The organism is Alkalihalophilus pseudofirmus OF4 (assembly GCF_000005825.2).
GTDB lineage: Bacteria > Bacillota > Bacilli > Bacillales > Bacillaceae_D > Alkalihalophilus > Alkalihalophilus pseudofirmus.
The window spans coordinates 2,155,175-2,170,658 of the sequence record NC_013791.2; the positions used below are offsets into that span (position 1 = coordinate 2,155,175).

At 38.3% G+C, this 15,484-nt stretch carries 19 protein-coding genes; 4 read left to right on the top strand and 15 right to left on the bottom strand.

Features of this window, described 5'->3' with window-relative positions; genetic code table 11:
* Positions 1–94: 94 nt before the first annotated feature.
* The 5 genes from BPOF4_RS10890 to BPOF4_RS10905 form a co-directional block, all read right to left on the bottom strand.
* A complete protein-coding gene (locus tag BPOF4_RS10890; RefSeq protein ID WP_012959218.1) occupies positions 95–313 on the bottom strand; it encodes a hypothetical protein in 219 nt (72 codons plus the stop codon).
* 63 nt (positions 314–376) lie between these two features.
* A complete protein-coding gene (locus tag BPOF4_RS10895) occupies positions 377–1,276 on the bottom strand; it encodes a chemotaxis protein (protein ID WP_012959219.1) in 900 nt (299 codons plus the stop codon).
* A gap of 141 nt (positions 1,277–1,417) precedes the next feature.
* Complete coding sequence (locus BPOF4_RS10900; RefSeq protein ID WP_012959220.1) at positions 1,418–2,179, bottom strand: SurA N-terminal domain-containing protein; 762 nt, start codon at positions 2,177–2,179, stop codon at positions 1,418–1,420.
* A 264-nt stretch (positions 2,180–2,443) separates the two neighbouring features.
* On the bottom strand, positions 2,444–2,728 hold the full coding sequence (locus BPOF4_RS22895) for an iron-sulfur cluster assembly accessory protein (RefSeq protein WP_336623224.1): 285 nt from the start codon (positions 2,726–2,728) through the stop codon (positions 2,444–2,446).
* Positions 2,729–2,805: 77 nt separating this feature from the next.
* Entirely contained in the window at positions 2,806–3,729 is a 924-nt protein-coding gene (locus tag BPOF4_RS10905) for a dipeptidase (protein WP_012959223.1), read from the bottom strand.
* A gap of 91 nt (positions 3,730–3,820) precedes the next feature.
* Here BPOF4_RS10905 and BPOF4_RS10910 point away from each other — a divergent pair, with 91 nt between their 5' ends.
* Both BPOF4_RS10910 and BPOF4_RS10915 read left to right on the top strand, forming a co-directional pair.
* Positions 3,821–4,255 (top strand): Hsp20/alpha crystallin family protein, encoded by a 435-nt coding sequence (locus BPOF4_RS10910; RefSeq protein WP_012959224.1) that lies wholly within the window; start codon positions 3,821–3,823, stop codon positions 4,253–4,255.
* Positions 4,256–4,268: 13 nt separating this feature from the next.
* Positions 4,269–4,652: a YppG family protein gene (locus BPOF4_RS10915; RefSeq protein WP_012959225.1), complete on the top strand. Its 384-nt coding sequence runs from the start codon at positions 4,269–4,271 to the stop codon at positions 4,650–4,652.
* Position 4,653: 1 nt separating this feature from the next.
* On the opposite strand, the gene BPOF4_RS10920 is transcribed toward BPOF4_RS10915, so the two are convergent.
* The 6 genes from BPOF4_RS10920 to BPOF4_RS10945 all read right to left on the bottom strand — a co-directional run bounded on the left by BPOF4_RS10920 (position 4,654) and on the right by BPOF4_RS10945 (position 9,751).
* Positions 4,654–4,857 carry a hypothetical protein gene (locus tag BPOF4_RS10920; protein WP_012959226.1) on the bottom strand — a complete coding sequence of 68 codons (204 nt, stop codon included), beginning with the start codon at positions 4,855–4,857 and terminating at the stop codon, positions 4,654–4,656.
* 236 nt (positions 4,858–5,093) lie between these two features.
* A complete protein-coding gene (locus tag BPOF4_RS10925; protein ID WP_012959228.1) occupies positions 5,094–6,251 on the bottom strand; it encodes an MFS transporter in 1,158 nt (385 codons plus the stop codon).
* Between the two features lie 184 nt (positions 6,252–6,435).
* Positions 6,436–6,633: a DUF2188 domain-containing protein gene (locus tag BPOF4_RS10930; RefSeq protein WP_012959229.1), complete on the bottom strand. Its 198-nt coding sequence runs from the start codon at positions 6,631–6,633 to the stop codon at positions 6,436–6,438.
* Between the two features lie 70 nt (positions 6,634–6,703).
* Positions 6,704–7,489, bottom strand: coding sequence for a VLRF1 family aeRF1-type release factor (locus BPOF4_RS10935; RefSeq protein WP_012959230.1), 786 nt, complete (start codon positions 7,487–7,489; stop codon positions 6,704–6,706).
* A gap of 130 nt (positions 7,490–7,619) precedes the next feature.
* Complete coding sequence (locus tag BPOF4_RS10940) at positions 7,620–8,837, bottom strand: EAL domain-containing protein (RefSeq protein WP_012959232.1); 1,218 nt, start codon at positions 8,835–8,837, stop codon at positions 7,620–7,622.
* Between the two features lie 68 nt (positions 8,838–8,905).
* The gene (locus BPOF4_RS10945) at positions 8,906–9,751 is read right to left on the bottom strand and encodes an alpha/beta fold hydrolase (RefSeq protein ID WP_012959233.1); all 846 of its coding nucleotides are present in this window, start codon (positions 9,749–9,751) and stop codon (positions 8,906–8,908) included.
* 111 nt (positions 9,752–9,862) lie between these two features.
* Here BPOF4_RS10945 and BPOF4_RS10950 point away from each other — a divergent pair, with 111 nt between their 5' ends.
* Entirely contained in the window at positions 9,863–11,395 is a 1,533-nt protein-coding gene (locus tag BPOF4_RS10950) for an HD-GYP domain-containing protein (RefSeq protein ID WP_012959234.1), read from the top strand.
* A gap of 25 nt (positions 11,396–11,420) precedes the next feature.
* Here BPOF4_RS10950 and metA read toward each other — a convergent pair whose 3' ends face one another.
* Positions 11,421–12,335, bottom strand: coding sequence for a homoserine O-acetyltransferase MetA (metA, locus tag BPOF4_RS10955; RefSeq protein ID WP_012959235.1), 915 nt, complete (start codon positions 12,333–12,335; stop codon positions 11,421–11,423).
* Positions 12,336–12,468: 133 nt separating this feature from the next.
* Here metA and BPOF4_RS10960 point away from each other — a divergent pair, with 133 nt between their 5' ends.
* On the top strand, positions 12,469–13,131 hold the full coding sequence (locus BPOF4_RS10960; RefSeq protein ID WP_012959236.1) for a ribonuclease H family protein: 663 nt from the start codon (positions 12,469–12,471) through the stop codon (positions 13,129–13,131).
* Between the two features lie 14 nt (positions 13,132–13,145).
* Here BPOF4_RS10960 and BPOF4_RS10965 read toward each other — a convergent pair whose 3' ends face one another.
* The 3 genes from BPOF4_RS10965 to nadE all read right to left on the bottom strand — a co-directional run bounded on the left by BPOF4_RS10965 (position 13,146) and on the right by nadE (position 15,463).
* The gene (locus BPOF4_RS10965; protein WP_012959237.1) at positions 13,146–14,012 is read right to left on the bottom strand and encodes a PHP domain-containing protein; all 867 of its coding nucleotides are present in this window, start codon (positions 14,010–14,012) and stop codon (positions 13,146–13,148) included.
* A gap of 28 nt (positions 14,013–14,040) precedes the next feature.
* Positions 14,041–14,526: a DUF4352 domain-containing protein gene (locus BPOF4_RS10970; protein WP_012959238.1), complete on the bottom strand. Its 486-nt coding sequence runs from the start codon at positions 14,524–14,526 to the stop codon at positions 14,041–14,043.
* 112 nt (positions 14,527–14,638) lie between these two features.
* The gene (nadE, locus tag BPOF4_RS10975; protein ID WP_012959239.1) at positions 14,639–15,463 is read right to left on the bottom strand and encodes an ammonia-dependent NAD(+) synthetase; all 825 of its coding nucleotides are present in this window, start codon (positions 15,461–15,463) and stop codon (positions 14,639–14,641) included.
* Positions 15,464–15,484: the final 21 nt, after the last annotated feature.

Consider the following 15,484-nt stretch of genomic DNA (forward strand, 5'->3'; position numbering starts at 1 on the left):
ACTTACGAAAATGGGAGCTCTTTCGGAAGCTCAAAAATCACAGCTGCTCAATGATTTTAAACAAAAAAAATAACGTGAAGCTGTTTGCTTCACGTTATTTAAATCCTTTTCCTTTTGTTAAATGACACGGAACCCCCTTACCTACTGCGCCAGGCTCCTTCATTTTTTCAACATAGGCCATGCCTCTTGCACATGGCGTGCTGCATTTGATACAGGTTTCTGAAGTGACCATTTTTTGTGTAAACGCATATTTTTCACTAGGGGTTTTCTTAGGAGCGTGCTTTGCCTTTGATGATTTCTTTTTAGCAGCCATCTTATCGCCTCTTTTTTGCTAAGATGCTGTATCTTATGCAAAGGAGGCAAAACGGTGAGAGGGTTATTTTACAAACGTATCAATCGTTTGAACAAGCTCTACGATCTCAGGCTTACTTATTTGTTTATCTGCTCCTACTTTCTCACCTTTATGATGAAGATCACTCGTAATTAAAGAAGAGAAAATAAGAACAGGAAGCTGCTTTAAGACTGGGTCCTGTTTAATGCGCCGAGTTAGATGGTGTCCATCCATTTGCGGCATTTCAATATCGGTAATGACTAAATCGACAGGAAGATCACCATCACTTTGTTTATATTCTTCAAGAACATCCCACGCTTGGCGGCCGTTTTCATAGAAAGAGAGCTTTTCATACCCTGCTTCTTTGAGTGTATCAGATAAGAGTTTTCTTAAAATAGCAGAGTCCTCTGCAATCATAATCCTTTTTTCTGAACGTTCTCTTTGGCCGAGCTTCTTAATTTGCTCAACACTTAATCCCGTTTTTGGATTAATATCTACTACGATCTTTTCAAAATCAAGCAGCAAAGACATCTCTTCTTCAAGTTTAACAATACCGATTGTATGACTTTCGGCATTCAAGGATAGCTCACTTGGTTTTTCAATTTGTTCCCATGATATACGATGTATTCTTGATACACTGTGGACATGAAAAGCTACCTTCATCTTATTTAATTCAGCGACAATAAATTTATCTTGCGTGGGATCGTCTGAAGCAGGAAGGTTTAACACCTTAGCTAGGTCAACCACTGGAATGACCTCTTGTCTCAGGCGGATCACTCCTTCTACATGCTTATGAGCATTAGGCGTTAACGTAATAGGAAGAGGATTAATAATCTCTCTTACTTTCAAGACATTAATCCCAAAAGTCCCGTTTGCAACTTCAAACATCACTACTTCTAATTCATTGGTGCCGCTATCTAATAAAATATCTGTCTGATCGTTCATACACCCTCCACCTTCCGAGGCAACTGTTATGTACCTATACCATCTCTATGAGACTTCTATACTGTTAGTGTATAGGATAAAAGAATGATCCGGCAACTTTTTTATTAAAAAAGCCTGCGATTATATCGCAGGCTTACTTTATTATACGTTTGTTTCAATATCACTTTGTTCTTGTAATTCAGCAACAATTTGATCGCGTTGAGCCATTCTTGCTTCTTGAATTAACTCAGCTTCAATTGAATCACGCTGCTCTTCAAATGAAGGAATTTCTTCCGCACCGCTTTGTTCTGCCATTTCTACTTGCTGGTCATACGCTGATTGGATTTCTTCTTCAGAAACCTCTGGAGCTTCTGTTTGTTCTTCAATGAATTTTTGAACTCTTAATTGCTTTTCAAAGTCTTCACGAAGATCTTCAACTGTAAAGCCCTGTTCAGCTAAAAGTTCTTCAAGCTGCTCTTGGGATTCGATTTGTGATTGAGCCATTGCCATCTCAAGCTCTTGGTCGATCTCTTCATCTGTTACTTCAACATCTTCTGAAGCTTGAATGAGAAGTCGGTCCTCAATTAACCCTTGCAGCACACCATCTTTTACTTCTTCAAGCATTGCTTGTCCTTCTTCATCGTTAAAGTCAATCCCAAACTGAGTATACATCATTGCTTGAGATTCAACAGCACGTACATAATCATCTCTCTCGATGTCTTCGCCGTTTACTGTAGCAACAACTTCAGGAATATCCTCAGTATCTAAAGAAAACTCACTTGGAGCTTCTGTTTCTGGATGTTCTGCTGTTTCTTCAGTTTCTGTCTCATCTGTTTCGACTTCTGTCTCTTCGTTGTCTCCACACGCTGCTAGTGTAACAGCTAGTGCAATAGCTGCCATACCTAGTCCTAGTTTCTTTTTCATACATAAACCCCTTTCTTATCTTAAAGCATGTGATGATTGTAACATAATTCAATCACCACTACATACCAGATGCATTCTTCTCAAGCTATTCACCTATAAAAAACGATCATTTTTAGGAAAGTTTGTGAAAGCAAGGCTTTATTAAACCTTGATATTTCAGGGAATTGAAATGGACAAACATTAGAAGGTAAAAAATTATGTAATTCATTTCCTCCTAAACAAAAAAACATTATGAGGTTGATCAACCTCATAATGCTTAATCCATTAACAGCAATCTTGCCCGCCGCCAACCATCACAAGACCCTCGCCTTGTTCAGTTGCCTGCATATCAAGCGTAAGACTAGCTACTTGATCATAAATGCCTTCTTCAAAAGCAACATCGATACCGTTAATAACTTCACGTTTATCAGATTCTGCCGGCTCATCCAGAGCCAGACCAAGCTTAGGGCCTCCTCAGCCCATGCCTGCAAAAACCACGCGAATCGTTTTTAATCCGTGTTCTTGCATCGTTTCTTCTAAGAATGCTTTTGCACTATCAGTAATGTTCATTAGATTCACCTCACTTCGTAGCCTAGTATACTCTATCCCCTATATTTTTTCATCTCTTTATAATGATTAAAAGAAAATTACCCTTTAGGTACAATTCGCTTAAAGTTCTCGCTTGCAAATCCTTTAACCATATCTTCTGGGTAATACTTTAACAGCTCTTCAATTAATGCAGGAAACTTACCCGAGTGCTCTAATTGATTGATATATACATTAATTCCATCAAAGTCAGATCCAAAACCGATATGACCTGCTGCACCTAGGCTGCATAAATAGTCAATATGAGTAAGCAGATCTGCTATCTCAGCAGTGTCTCTGCCGGTTGTAAATAAGGGATGAAAGACAACGCCGATATAGCCGTCTTTTTCAATCAAAGCTTTAATTTGGTCATCATTTAAATTTCTAGGATGATCACATAAGCTGTAAGCATTAGAGTGGCTGGCAATTGGATATCGAGCTAGCTCCATCACATCCCAAAATCCTTTTACACTTAAGTGAGAAACATCTGTAAGTACATTATGCTCATTATTCATCTTTACAACCTCACGTCCTAAAAGGGTCAGCCCAGCTCCGCGAGGTTCACCTACTCCATCTGCACATAAATTTGCTTGATTCCAAGTCAGCCCAACTGATAATACCCCTAGCTGATACAACGTTCTAAGTTTGGTTAAGTCATCTCCAATTGGATCAAGCCCCTCAAGAGTTAACACCGCTCCAACTTCGTCACTTTTTAGTTCATCCAATTCAGACCAACGTTTAATCCATTTCATACCGCTTGTTTTCATTACTTTTTGATGAAAAAGATCTGCTTGTTCAAGCGCTGCCTGAAATTTTTGATCACTATTAATAAAGGGTTCAACAAATATAGCAAATAACTGAGCTTCCACACCTCCAGCCAATAAGCGGCTGGCATTTGCCTCAATCTCCGGATCATCAAGAAATGTTCGATCATGATTTTCCCATAATTTAAGCAGAGCATCACAATGTGTATCGATAATTTTCAAGGTCATCCCCCCTAGACATTTACTCACCTTTTACAAAGGCATGACATAGATATAATACAGAAAAACAATTGCATAATTGGAGGGATTTTCAGTGTCTGAGAAAGAATCATGGTCCAGAAAGCTCCCTCAAGGCTATCAGGACATATTAAAATCAATTGACGATTTTTTTCAACAAACTCATGACCGGTTAGTTGATCACCCTTTATTTACACCCACGATCCCTATTCGATTTAGCAGGGGAACATCTGAGTTAAAGATTGAAGCTGAGCTTCCGGGAGTTGATCGTAAGCAAATTACGATTGATGTGTATAACCAAGGCATTCATATAAAAGTTCAGGAAAATGAAATCATAGATGTAACAAACGATCATAATCAGATTCGGAGACGCTCTGAAACACACCGAATTCGGGAACGTTTTATTCCACTAGGGTTTCATCCAACAGAATCTGAGATCCATGCTAGATATAAAAATGGGCTGCTCATTATTACCGTTCCCTTAAGGTCAGAACGAATAGATATTCAATAAGGAGGAAATCCAAATGATGAATCATCCTCATTGGAACCACTACAGCCAGCCGCATCCATATCAACATACGCCGCATCACCCGCAACGTCGTCAAATGGGCTACATGCAGCAGCCCCCGATGGCAAAAAAACGGGGATTTAATCAACAACTGCCTTATCAAAGCTCTTTAAACCAATACCCAAAACAACAACAACAACAACAACAACAACAATCGTTTAACAGCAAAAAGCCTTCTTTAATTAAGTCGGCTTTTACTGGGGAAGATGGTAATTTTGATGTCGGAAGGACGTTTCAAACCGTGGATCAAGTCGTTAAGACGGTCCAGCAAGTCTCACCAATCGTCAAACAAGTATCCCCTCTTGTTAAACAAGTCAGTGCATTTTTTGTTAAAAAGTAATTTACAACCCTTTTAACCTTAACCCATACGCTAATGTTTGGTTCGAATTGATTAACTTCAACCCTTGTGAACCAATAAAGTCAACCTTTAAATATGATCCAATTTCATCTAGAGCTTTATGATCATAAATAAAAGGAACGTTATCTACAATAACAAAAGTATCCTCTAAGCCTCGCTCATCCAGAGCGAGGTAAAACTCTATCATCGTGCTTCATTCATATGTATCTCGTGCAACAATTCGAACTGCTTTTTTTGCTAATTCTAGAGACTTTAAATACTCTCTTGATGTATCAGTTAATACGATGTTCACTTTTTACTACCTCCTGCTGCCATTAAAGTTCTTATCAGTTTATCTGATTATCACGAGCTTGTAAAATACAAAAAACAACCCATAATGATTTGTATAATGAATTGTTTAATGAGTTGTTTAATAAGTTGTTATTAAGCTGCTGATGAATTCACTTTCGTTTTCTGGTTAAAAATCATCAATCCCGCTACTCCGATTATAGCACTAACACCTAAACAGAAATATAGCGCCTTAAGGCCAAATCCATCAATCATCCAGCCCCCAAAAAGCGAACCGAAGATGCCGGATAAACCAAAGAATGTTGTAATAAATAAGACATGCCCTGTTGCTTGAAGATGCTCAGGGATTAATTTATTTACATATTGGAATGCGGCAATATAAAACATCCCAAATGAAATTCCATGAGTTAACTGCAGCGGCAGAACCATCCAAGGTGAAGTAATCATTCCCATCAATACCCATCTAATGCTGTAAATGAAGCCAGCAATCACAATAAAGCTTAAGGGATTAAACTTTCTAAACCATAAAGGACTCGTTGCAAAAACAAGCGCTTCAGCTGATACACCGACAAACCAAGCCCAGCCGATCAAAGATTCTGCTCCTCCAAGACCAACAATATACAATCCTAGATAACTGTCATTTGCTCTATGAGTAATTGAGATAAAAACGACACATAAAAGAAAGAACATCAGCTTTTTATTTAAACCGATTTTCAGTGCACTAATGATCGTTACTGGCTTATTTGTCCCTTTAACATCCTCGATTGTAAGCGCCATAACGAGTGCTAATACCGCCATTATAATCATTGGGATCATCACACGTTCTACCCCAATAGTTGTCAGCACATAGCCGGTTAATAACGAAGTAGTAGCAAACCCTAGCGACCCCCACATCCGAATCCGTCCAAAACTGACTCCTTTTAAAGTAGCCGTTTTTTGAGACAAACTATCTCCCAATGCCGTCAACGGTGATAAAAAGAGAAAGAGTACAAACATCATTATTAGATAGCCATAAAATTGCCCCATCAGCATAAACCCTGCAGCGGCTATTACGACGCCAATGGCACTTATAACGATCATTCTTTTAATCGTTTTATATTTATCACTCATAAACCCCCAAAAAGGTTGAGCAATAATCGTCGCAAAAGGACCTATTGCCATTAATATTCCTACTTCATTGCCAGATAAGCCATCAGCCTGAAAATATAAGGGAATATAGCTCATCACAATCGTCATCGTAGAATAAGCAAAAAACAAATAGGCCATCAAGCGGTACACGGAACGATACTCCATTCAAACCTCTCCTTACCTGCTTTCCAATAAAACATCCACTACTAAGAATACTCCTATTACACTTAAAAGACTAGGCATATATTAAATATCACTATATTCAGTATTTATCCAGTCTAAAAAGCAGCCTCTAAATGAGAGGCTGCTTATGATATATCAATATTTTGCTTAACTTACACTGTAATCACTATACTGTTATCACTTCTTCTAATTCATGATTCCCATCATATAAAGATATTTTACTAGGCTGGTCTTCCTTAGCTAATTCTTTCGCCTTTTCAATGGCTTCCATTTTATTGTTATAAGAATGGACGGGGGATACGTCTTCTACTTTAACCATCCATGCAGAACTATCTTTATTCGGTACAACACTAAATTCTTTCATCAGAAACAACTCCTTTAAAAGATTTCGCCAGTTGATTTACCTTCGTTTAATAAAATACTTGATCCTGACATTAAGATGCTAACACTTCACTGACAATTTCATGCCCTTTTATTTTTGTGAAGTTTTTAGGAATGACTGTCACCTCTCGGAAAGTGAGGTGCTTTTCAAACTCTCCGGCCGCTTCATTAGAACCTGACACGTATATCTCCTGCCATCCTGCGTCTTTTGCCTTTTTCTGAATATCTTGGGCCAGCTGTTTAAACCATCTCTGTTGATTCGCATCAAAGCGTTGGTCATATTGATCTTTATGTGTAGCACCAGAAGCTGTCCTGTCAGCTGATGCGATTCCTTCATATTCTTTCCAATCTTCATCTTCAATGTCCCAGCTGTAAGCAAATTCCCTATCTACTTCGCCTAAGCTCGTCTCAATGACAAACACATCTAATTTTTGAATTACTAATACGCCTACTTTTGGATAGTCACGTTGAATCTTCTCTAGCTGTTCAATTGCTGGCTTATTCTCCCATCTGAATTCGTTTTCAACCGGCACATTTAATTTTTTTATTTCCCATTCGCCATCAGCAGACCCTAAAAAAATAAGACTGCGCGACAGTGAAGTTTGCATGTCTGGAATTTCTTTTGAAGCTATTTTCTTCAATTTTTTAAATGATTGAAGCTCACTTTCATTACTTGCCTGAATATACTCCTCTATTTTATTTAGGCCATTTTTAAGGCGGATTTTCCATTCTCCTTTTTTCTGGTCGACACTGGATTGATCCGTATTTAAATAAATTGTAAGACAACCTTCCGCGCATTGTTTATCCCTTAATTTCTGGAGTTCTTTTTCTAGTGGCATGTACATAGTCCTCCTTTAAAATGGGAGAGTATATTCTCCAATGTTAGAAAACTATAACCTGTATACAGATAGAATAAACCTTCTTTTTCAAGAAAAACAAAAAAGAGGACAAATGCCCTCTTTTTACCTTTTACAGTAATTCATCTTGGTCAAATAAATACGTATACGGTATATCAACAAAAACAAATGCTTCTTCAGCAATTGGGTATGAATACGTTCGAATATGCTCTTCCCGTTCAATATCGGTGTATAAGTCAGATAGAATACCTCGTTTTTCAACATTCATTCTGACAATATTCTCTAGAAAATACGGGCGCCAGCTCCAGTTTTTATATCTGCCCTCACTCCTCAGCGTCCATTGATCTGTTTCATCCTTTTCAATATTTGAAGATAATTGAAAGCCTTCTTGATCACATATATAGATCCTAAATGCATACTCTCTGCAATCTTCTGCAATCTTTGTTATTATCTCATCATATGTATCTTCTGCTTGAATACGTTTAATTGCTTGCTTAATTTTCACGCTCAGTTCATTTGTTAAACTAAGCTGCGCTTGCATTTTCTTTCTTTCAAAGGTAATAAAATGGTGGAATTCTTTTTGTATCCGTTCTTTGCAAGAATCCTCTTCAATAAAATCAGCCTTTGGCATTTGCATATAGTAGCCCTGATAATATCTGCCGCCATTTCTCCAAGCATAATTTAGTTGGTTAAACGTTGATATGCCTTCAAATAACAGAGTTGCTCCTATTTTTCTTGAAAGCATTGTTAATGAATGGTGAACGTCTCGATAAAGATGAGGCAGTGAATTATTCTCAAGAAAACTCGTATCAACTTTCACAATATTAGGACTCACCATCGCAAGGCGCTCCAAATTCCCATTAGATTGCCCCACGTTATCTATGGCAATCCGGATACCCAGGCTTTGAAGATACGTTAAAAGATGCTTCCCCTCTTCCACTTTATCAAGGATCTGCGACTCCTTAAACTCTATAGCAATTCGATCTGCTGGCAAGCCTTGATTAATAAAAGGCATTATTCGATTTAATAAATTTTCCCCATCGTCCTTTAACACGATATCTATGTCATTATTTAAAAATAAAATGCTTGTCTGAGCTTCTTCCATATATTTAGTTAGCGCAAGCCTTTGTACATGGTCTTCAATCTCAAGCCTGTATTCATCAGGGATCGACTTATCTTGAAAGAACCAGCCAAGGCTTTCCGCTCCATTTTCACCTTCAAAACGCGTCAGCACCTCATATCCTACAACGAGCTGTTTATCAGCACTAACAATGGCTTGGAAATACGGTTTTATCTTCTCTTTATTCATCATGACATCTAATGGATCCATTCCTCTACCCCCAATACCGCTCATCAACTATTATTATAGCATATAATGAGAAAGGCGTTAGCAGCGCATTAAGCCTTCTGATTTTTGCGTAAAAAAGAAAGCATTTTATCTGCAACTTCCTCTGGTTTTTCTTCCGACAATAAGTGTCCTGTCTTTCTAAAACAATAAAATTCTGCACAAGGGAGGTCTTCCGATAAGCGCTTGCCAATTCTCGAAGGAATAATCGTGTCTTCATCTCCCCACAGTATTAAACAAGGCTGCATAATGTGTTGAAGGTCCTTTTTATCAAGGTCTCCCTCACGCTGGCGCATTAAGCCAATTAACCCATCACAAAAAGATGGGTCTGTTAAGGGCAGACTGTATTCCTCAATTGCTTCTTTGGTTATTGTCTTTTCGTTATGCACCACCTGAGTAAACATTTTCTGTACATTTCTCTTCCCTATCCACCATTTCATTGCATGCTTAGCAAAAGGAATATATGAAGCATAAATAAATCGTTTTTTCACTCTCTTTAAATAACCTGAGCTTGATAATAAAATGATGGAGGAAATTAAATTCGGTCTCGTTTTGGCTATATATAATGCAACTTGTCCTCCCATTGAATGGCCAATAATTGTAATGTTCTCCACTTTTAGCAATTCAAGCAGGGCAATCACTAAATCAGCGTAACCCTGAAATGAATAACAAAACGTTCGCTGCTTCCCGCTTCGTCCAAATCCTGGAAGGTCTACACAGATGATGTCATAGTGTTTTTGTAAAAAAGGGATTAAATATCTGAAGCTATAGCTCGATGACACAAAACCATGAATGAAAACCAGCGTGCCTCGTTTAGTTTTTTTGGATTGATAGCGTTCATAATACACATCCGTCCCCATTAAATACACAATAGATTTCAAAGAATGTTCTTTTTTCATGACTATACCTCTCATTTTTGTCATCTTTGTATTGTTTATCCAACCATTTAACCGTAATATAGTAGGTAAAAAGACCCTTAGGTTTTAGGATGATTAAAGGGGGATCCGTTTTTGTTAACGTACCAACAATTTGTTAAAAACTTAGCTTTATATTACCTTTTTGGGTCATTCATAGCAGTCATAGGTGTAGGAGTTGTATTAATCCCTACCACGTTAGCACTTGAACCAAGAGACCTCCTGCCACTCACAATAATTGTCTTCAGTTCCATTTTGTGCATGATGAGTGTGGAATGGTTCTTTTTTAAACGTCATGCCAAACCAATTAAAAATGTCTGCATGGCTGAAGCGCCGTCTTATGAAGAGTTAAAAACTGCTTATTATCAAGCTCATCAATTTCCTAAATTAACTGGATACCGGATACTCGGGCCTCATTTATTTGGTTTAAGTATACCGGCAGTTATCCTTACCATTTTCTTTATACGAATAGAGCTTGTGCATATACCTTATGCATACATATTATATGGAATAGTGTGCGCGGTATTAATTGCCGGTATGCATGCGATGATAGAGTACTACCATACATCAACTGCGATCATTCCGATCCTTGAGCATATACAGAAAAAGTCGTTACATCTTTATCAAAAAAAGCTCACTTTAGAAGGAAAGAAAATCATTTCTTTAAAAACAAAATTCCAATTAAGTGCTTTATTATTCGGAGCTTTCCCTCTTCTATTATTTAGTTTAGCGACACAAATGAGACTCAGCCAAGGTGAAGCGCTGTTAATAGAAGTGTATTGGGTATGGTCTCTCCTTGTTTTGCTTGTCGGCTGCGGACTTTCCTTGTATGGTGCGAGGTTATTATTTTCGATTGTTGCCGAACCACTAAATCATCTCCATGATAAGATGAAAAAAGTTCAAGAAGGCAACTTTGATGTACGTGCAGCAGAGTATTATTCCGATGAATTCTCACAAACCATTAATGGATTTAATCATATGGTGAAAGGACTAAAAACGCGTGAGGTCATTAATAATCAATTGTATGAAAGTTTTTTTGAGACATTAGCAACTACACTTGATGCGCGTGATTCCTATACAGCAGGGCACTCAGTCCGTGTTGCTGAGTATGCGGTTGAAATTGGAAAAAAGGCGGGATTAACAAAAGAACAGCTTCAGACCTTGAGAAAAACAGGACTGCTTCATGACATAGGGAAAATTGGGGTCCCTGATGATGTCCTGCTTAAAGAAGGGAGATTAACAGAAGAAGAGTTTAAAGCAATTCAGCTTCATCCTGTTTTAGGTGAAGAAATCCTCCGAACGATTCAGCCAGCAGATTTAATGGAAAAACTAATACCTGGAGTTCGCTCTTATCATGAAAGGATAGATGGCGGTGGTTATCCTGACAGGTTAATGGGTGACCAAATCCCTCTATTTGGTAAAATTCTTGCCGTTGCTGATGCATTTGATGCCATGACATCAGACCGTCCTTACCGTCTTGGAATGAGTCAAAAAAAGGCTTTGCAGATCCTTAAAGAAGGATCAGGAACGCAATGGGACCCGCAATTTGTGAAGTATTTTATAGAGTGGTGCAATGAGAATAATCAAGCCAATCATGAGCATAAAGAAAAACCTGCAGCGATGCTGTAGGTTTTTCAAATCCACACTTTCCCGTTTATTCTTCACTTAAATCATATGGCGTTTCTTGGTACACATAGTAATTAAGCCAATTTGAAAATAATAAGTTAGAATGAGCACGCCATTTGAGCTTAGGCTTAGCTTCAGAGTTGTTATCCGGAAAGTAATTCTCTGGCAAGGAGATGTCTAATCCTCTTTCAAGATCACGGCGGTACTCTTCTTCAAGCGTACAAGTATCATATTCTGAATGACCTGTGACAAAGATTTGCTTGCCATTTTTAGCAGCAACTAAATACACACCTGCATCCTCTGAGACACTTAATACATCAAGTTCAGAAACATCTTCTAGGTCTTCCAGTCTAATATCTGTATGTCTAGAATGCGGGGCTAAAAATTCATCATCAAACCCTCGCAGCAATTTAACATTAGGCTGTTCAATGCTGTGAGTAAAAACACCAAATATTTTTTGATCTAGTTTATATTTTCTAACACCGTAATGATGATACAAGCCAGCTTGAGCTCCCCAGCATATATGAAGAGTGGACGTCACATTTTTGACACTCCAATCCATAATACGCTTTAATTCATCCCAATAGTCAACTTGTTCAAAATCAAGCTTTTCAATCGGGGCGCCAGTTATGATCATTCCATCGAACTTTTTGGATTCAATTTCTTCAAACGTTTTATAAAAGGATTGTAAATGTTCATGTGGTGTATTTTTAGAGACATGAGTATCAGGATATAGAAAGGAAACATCGACTTGCAGCGGGGTATTACCAAGTAAGCGCAGCAATTGTGTTTCAGTTGTTTCTTTAATGGGCATCAAATTTAATATAATGATCTTAAGTGGTCTAATATCTTGTGAGTAGGCACGGCTTTCATCCATGACGAAAATATTTTCGCTATTTAATACTTCTTTTGCAGGTAAGTGATCTGGGATCTTAATAGGCATAACATTAGGGCTCCTTTACTAATAAATATATGTAAATATATCCGTCACTACATTAAACTGTTAAACTGAATTTAGTAGATTGTTTTAAATTATCATAAAATTCAACGTTAATCAATCGTTCGGAGGGTTGAAAATGAAAATAAGAATCGAATGGTATTACCAGCTTCCTAAAGGTAAAATGACATACTTTATGAAATCAGAGTTTATGCTGCTTAAAGAGGTATTGCTCCTTTCTGATGATTTAGAGAAGAGTGGACGATTAAAATCCATTGAATATTATGATGAAGATGACCGGAGCTGGACAAAAAAAGAGTTAATCAAGCTATCAAAAATCCACGAGACAGAACCACAAGATGTAAGGATCTATGTAGACGGCGGCTTTGATAAAAAAAGCAAATTAGCAGGCTTGGGGATTGTCATTTATTTTACCCAGCACAAAAAAAATTGGCGTATTAGAAGAAATGAACAAATTGAATATATAGCTGATAACAATGAAGCAGAGCTTGCAGCCATGCATTTAGCGCTTCAAATGTTAGAAGAGGAAGAAGTCAGGCATCAAACGATTACATTTTATTCTGACTCGCAAGTTGCAGTGAATCAAGCATCGGGAGAATGGCCGAGTTATGAAGATCATTATAACCTTTGGCTAAATAAAATAGACGAACTGAAACAAAAACTTAAGCTTACATGTGAATTTATACAAATTGACCGCAAAGAAAACAAAGAAGCAGACCAGCTGGCCAACCAAGCATTAGCCGGAATCGAAATTTCAGGTAAAAAGGAAACTTCTTCATAAAAAGCGGCTCATTCTCATGAGCCGCTCTCTTCTATACGTTCTAATAATGCTTCTGCATAACGGTTTTCAAGCCTTGTCACACCGAGTGGCTCTGGGACCCTTCCATATTCCTCGTCATGGAAATCTGAGCCGCCAGTGAGTAAGAGCCGTCTTCCACTGCGCCCTTCAATTGAGCGTGCTAAGCTTGAATATCTCTCAACTGCTGATCGGTTGTGATCACGATGGAAAGCTTCTATTCCATCTAGCCCCCATTCTATTACCCAAGACTCGATTTCTTCATCTAATCCGTAATAATCGGGATGAGCAACAATCGCCACGCCCTCATACTTATGGATGAACTCAATTGCTTCTTTGACAGTCATTTCTTTTTGTTTTTCAACAAACCCTGGCTTGCCTTCTGCTAAAAATTCATCAAAAGCCTCACTTACTGAGTTTACATATCCTGCATCAATCATCGCTTTGGCCACATGAGGCCTGCCTATGCTTCCCCCATCTACATGCTTTAACACTTGCTGACGGTTTAGCTCAATACCAATTCTTGAAAGCTTAGCAATCATCTCATCTAAACGCTCACTGCGATACTGCTGCTGCGTAGCTAAAAAACTTTTCAAGTTATTGTTGGTATAATCAATGCCATAGCCAAGAATATGTACACTTTTGCCATGAATCTTTGTAGAAAGTTCAATTCCAGGAATAACCGCCAGTCCAAGTGCTTGTCCGGCTTCGATAGCGGCCTCTACCCCCTGAACAGTATCATGGTCGGTGAGTGCTACTATTTCAAGCCCCGCCTCCTTGCATTTATCCATCAAATCTTTTGGAGTGTAATTTCCGTCTGAAGCAGTGGAATGCATGTGAAGATCACTATTTTTGATGGTGCTCATTTACGGAACTCTCCTTTACTTATCTACCCTATTGGTCTAATGTGATCGGCCATGTTACTTGGCCCGTTCTAAGATGGTCTGTATAAATCATCTCATATTCTTCATGCACAGGTACTTCAAATGCAATTTCACCGCGATTTTTACGTTCAGGGTGAAGCTGCCCGCCCAAGATTCCTTTTGTTTCTACGCGTGAAGAGTGCGTATAGGCATAACCTTCTGGGTCAGCTAAACTCATCTTAAACAATGAAAATTCTTGAACTGTAGAACTTGCATTTTCAAGAGTAATGTCAATGATGACATTGTGCATTCCTTCTTGTTCTGATTCTTCTGTGCGGACATTGTTAACCGTCATTTTTAACCCGTTAATCTCTTGGGTCTGCTCGCCTCTTTCCACTTTACCCATGCTCTCTTGGTCATCTAAACTAGAAGAAGCGGGCTGGCTGCTAAAAGCGTATCCCCCTACTAAAACAAGCAAAATTAATAAAGCTGATAATAAAACAACTTTTCCTTTCATCAAGCTTTTCCTCTCCTTGATCCTAATCATTTCAATCTGTTTATTCATTTCATATTATTTGTCTATTTAGACCATATGATGGAGTGAAAAGGTTCATGACTAACTTCCTTTTTTATTTCCACCACTCGTCATAGATCGTTACAGGCAGCTGACGCTTATGTTCTGTTAATTTGTAACGCTGTTCGATTCTTCTTTTTATATCTGAATCTACTTCCTTGCCCTCTAAGTAATCATCTAAATTTTCATACGTCATTCCAAGTGCCACTTCATCAGGAATGCCAGGTTTATCATCTTCTAAATCGGCCGTAGGCACTTTTAAGTATAAACGCTCATCAGCTTCAAGAACTCTTAACAAGTCTTTGCCTTGTCGTTTATTTAATCCAAATAAAGGAGCAATATCACAGGCGCCGTCTCCGTATTTTGTAAAGAACCCAGTAATCGCCTCTGCAGCATGATCAGTACCGATTACTAAGCAGCCATAATGAGCAGCTAAGTCAAATTGTACTTTCATTCTCTCACGTGCCTTTGTATTCCCTTTATGGAAGTCAGACATTTCTTCTCCTGTTGCTTGGTTAAATGCAGCCTCGCTTGCATCGACTGCTGCTTTAATATTTACCGTTTTGATCACACTTGGCTTAATGAATTCTAAGGCAAGCTGGGCATCATCTTCATCATGCTGGATGCCATATGGGAGTCTAACAGCAATAAATTGATACGAACCACCTTTTTCATCATTTAATTCATCAACAGCGATTTGTGCCAATTTACCAGCTAAGCTGGAATCTTGACCACCAGAAATCCCTAACACGTACCCTTTTGTACCTGTTTTCAATAAATAATCCTTTAAGAAGTCCACTCTTGTTCTGACTTCCTTTTTCGGGTCAATAGAAGGTCTTGTATATAGTTCCTCTTGAATTTGCTGTTGTGTTGTTGTCATAATTAGCCCTCCTCTAAATGA

Coding starts and splice junctions, on each gene's coding strand:
- BPOF4_RS10935 (WP_012959230.1), bottom strand. CDS start 7,489: ATGCCACTAGAAAAAGAACTCCAGAAATTAAGGGATAAACAATGCGCG.
- BPOF4_RS10930 (WP_012959229.1), bottom strand. CDS start 6,633: ATGAAAGAATTTAGTGTTGTACCGAATAAAGATAGTTCTGCATGGATG.
- BPOF4_RS10890 (WP_012959218.1), bottom strand. CDS start 313: ATGGCTGCTAAAAAGAAATCATCAAAGGCAAAGCACGCTCCTAAGAAA.
- BPOF4_RS10925 (WP_012959228.1), bottom strand. CDS start 6,251: ATGGAGTATCGTTCCGTGTACCGCTTGATGGCCTATTTGTTTTTTGCT.
- BPOF4_RS10945 (WP_012959233.1), bottom strand. CDS start 9,751: ATGAAAAAAGAACATTCTTTGAAATCTATTGTGTATTTAATGGGGACG.
- BPOF4_RS10900 (WP_012959220.1), bottom strand. CDS start 2,179: ATGAAAAAGAAACTAGGACTAGGTATGGCAGCTATTGCACTAGCTGTT.
- BPOF4_RS10960 (WP_012959236.1), top strand. CDS start 12,469: ATGAAAATAAGAATCGAATGGTATTACCAGCTTCCTAAAGGTAAAATG.
- BPOF4_RS10895 (WP_012959219.1), bottom strand. CDS start 1,276: ATGAACGATCAGACAGATATTTTATTAGATAGCGGCACCAATGAATTA.
- metA (WP_012959235.1), bottom strand. CDS start 12,335: ATGCCTATTAAGATCCCAGATCACTTACCTGCAAAAGAAGTATTAAAT.
- BPOF4_RS10915 (WP_012959225.1), top strand. CDS start 4,269: ATGATGAATCATCCTCATTGGAACCACTACAGCCAGCCGCATCCATAT.
- nadE (WP_012959239.1), bottom strand. CDS start 15,463: ATGACAACAACACAACAGCAAATTCAAGAGGAACTATATACAAGACCT.
- BPOF4_RS10940 (WP_012959232.1), bottom strand. CDS start 8,837: ATGGATCCATTAGATGTCATGATGAATAAAGAGAAGATAAAACCGTAT.
- BPOF4_RS10970 (WP_012959238.1), bottom strand. CDS start 14,526: ATGAAAGGAAAAGTTGTTTTATTATCAGCTTTATTAATTTTGCTTGTT.
- BPOF4_RS10965 (WP_012959237.1), bottom strand. CDS start 14,012: ATGAGCACCATCAAAAATAGTGATCTTCACATGCATTCCACTGCTTCA.
- BPOF4_RS10920 (WP_012959226.1), bottom strand. CDS start 4,857: ATGATAGAGTTTTACCTCGCTCTGGATGAGCGAGGCTTAGAGGATACT.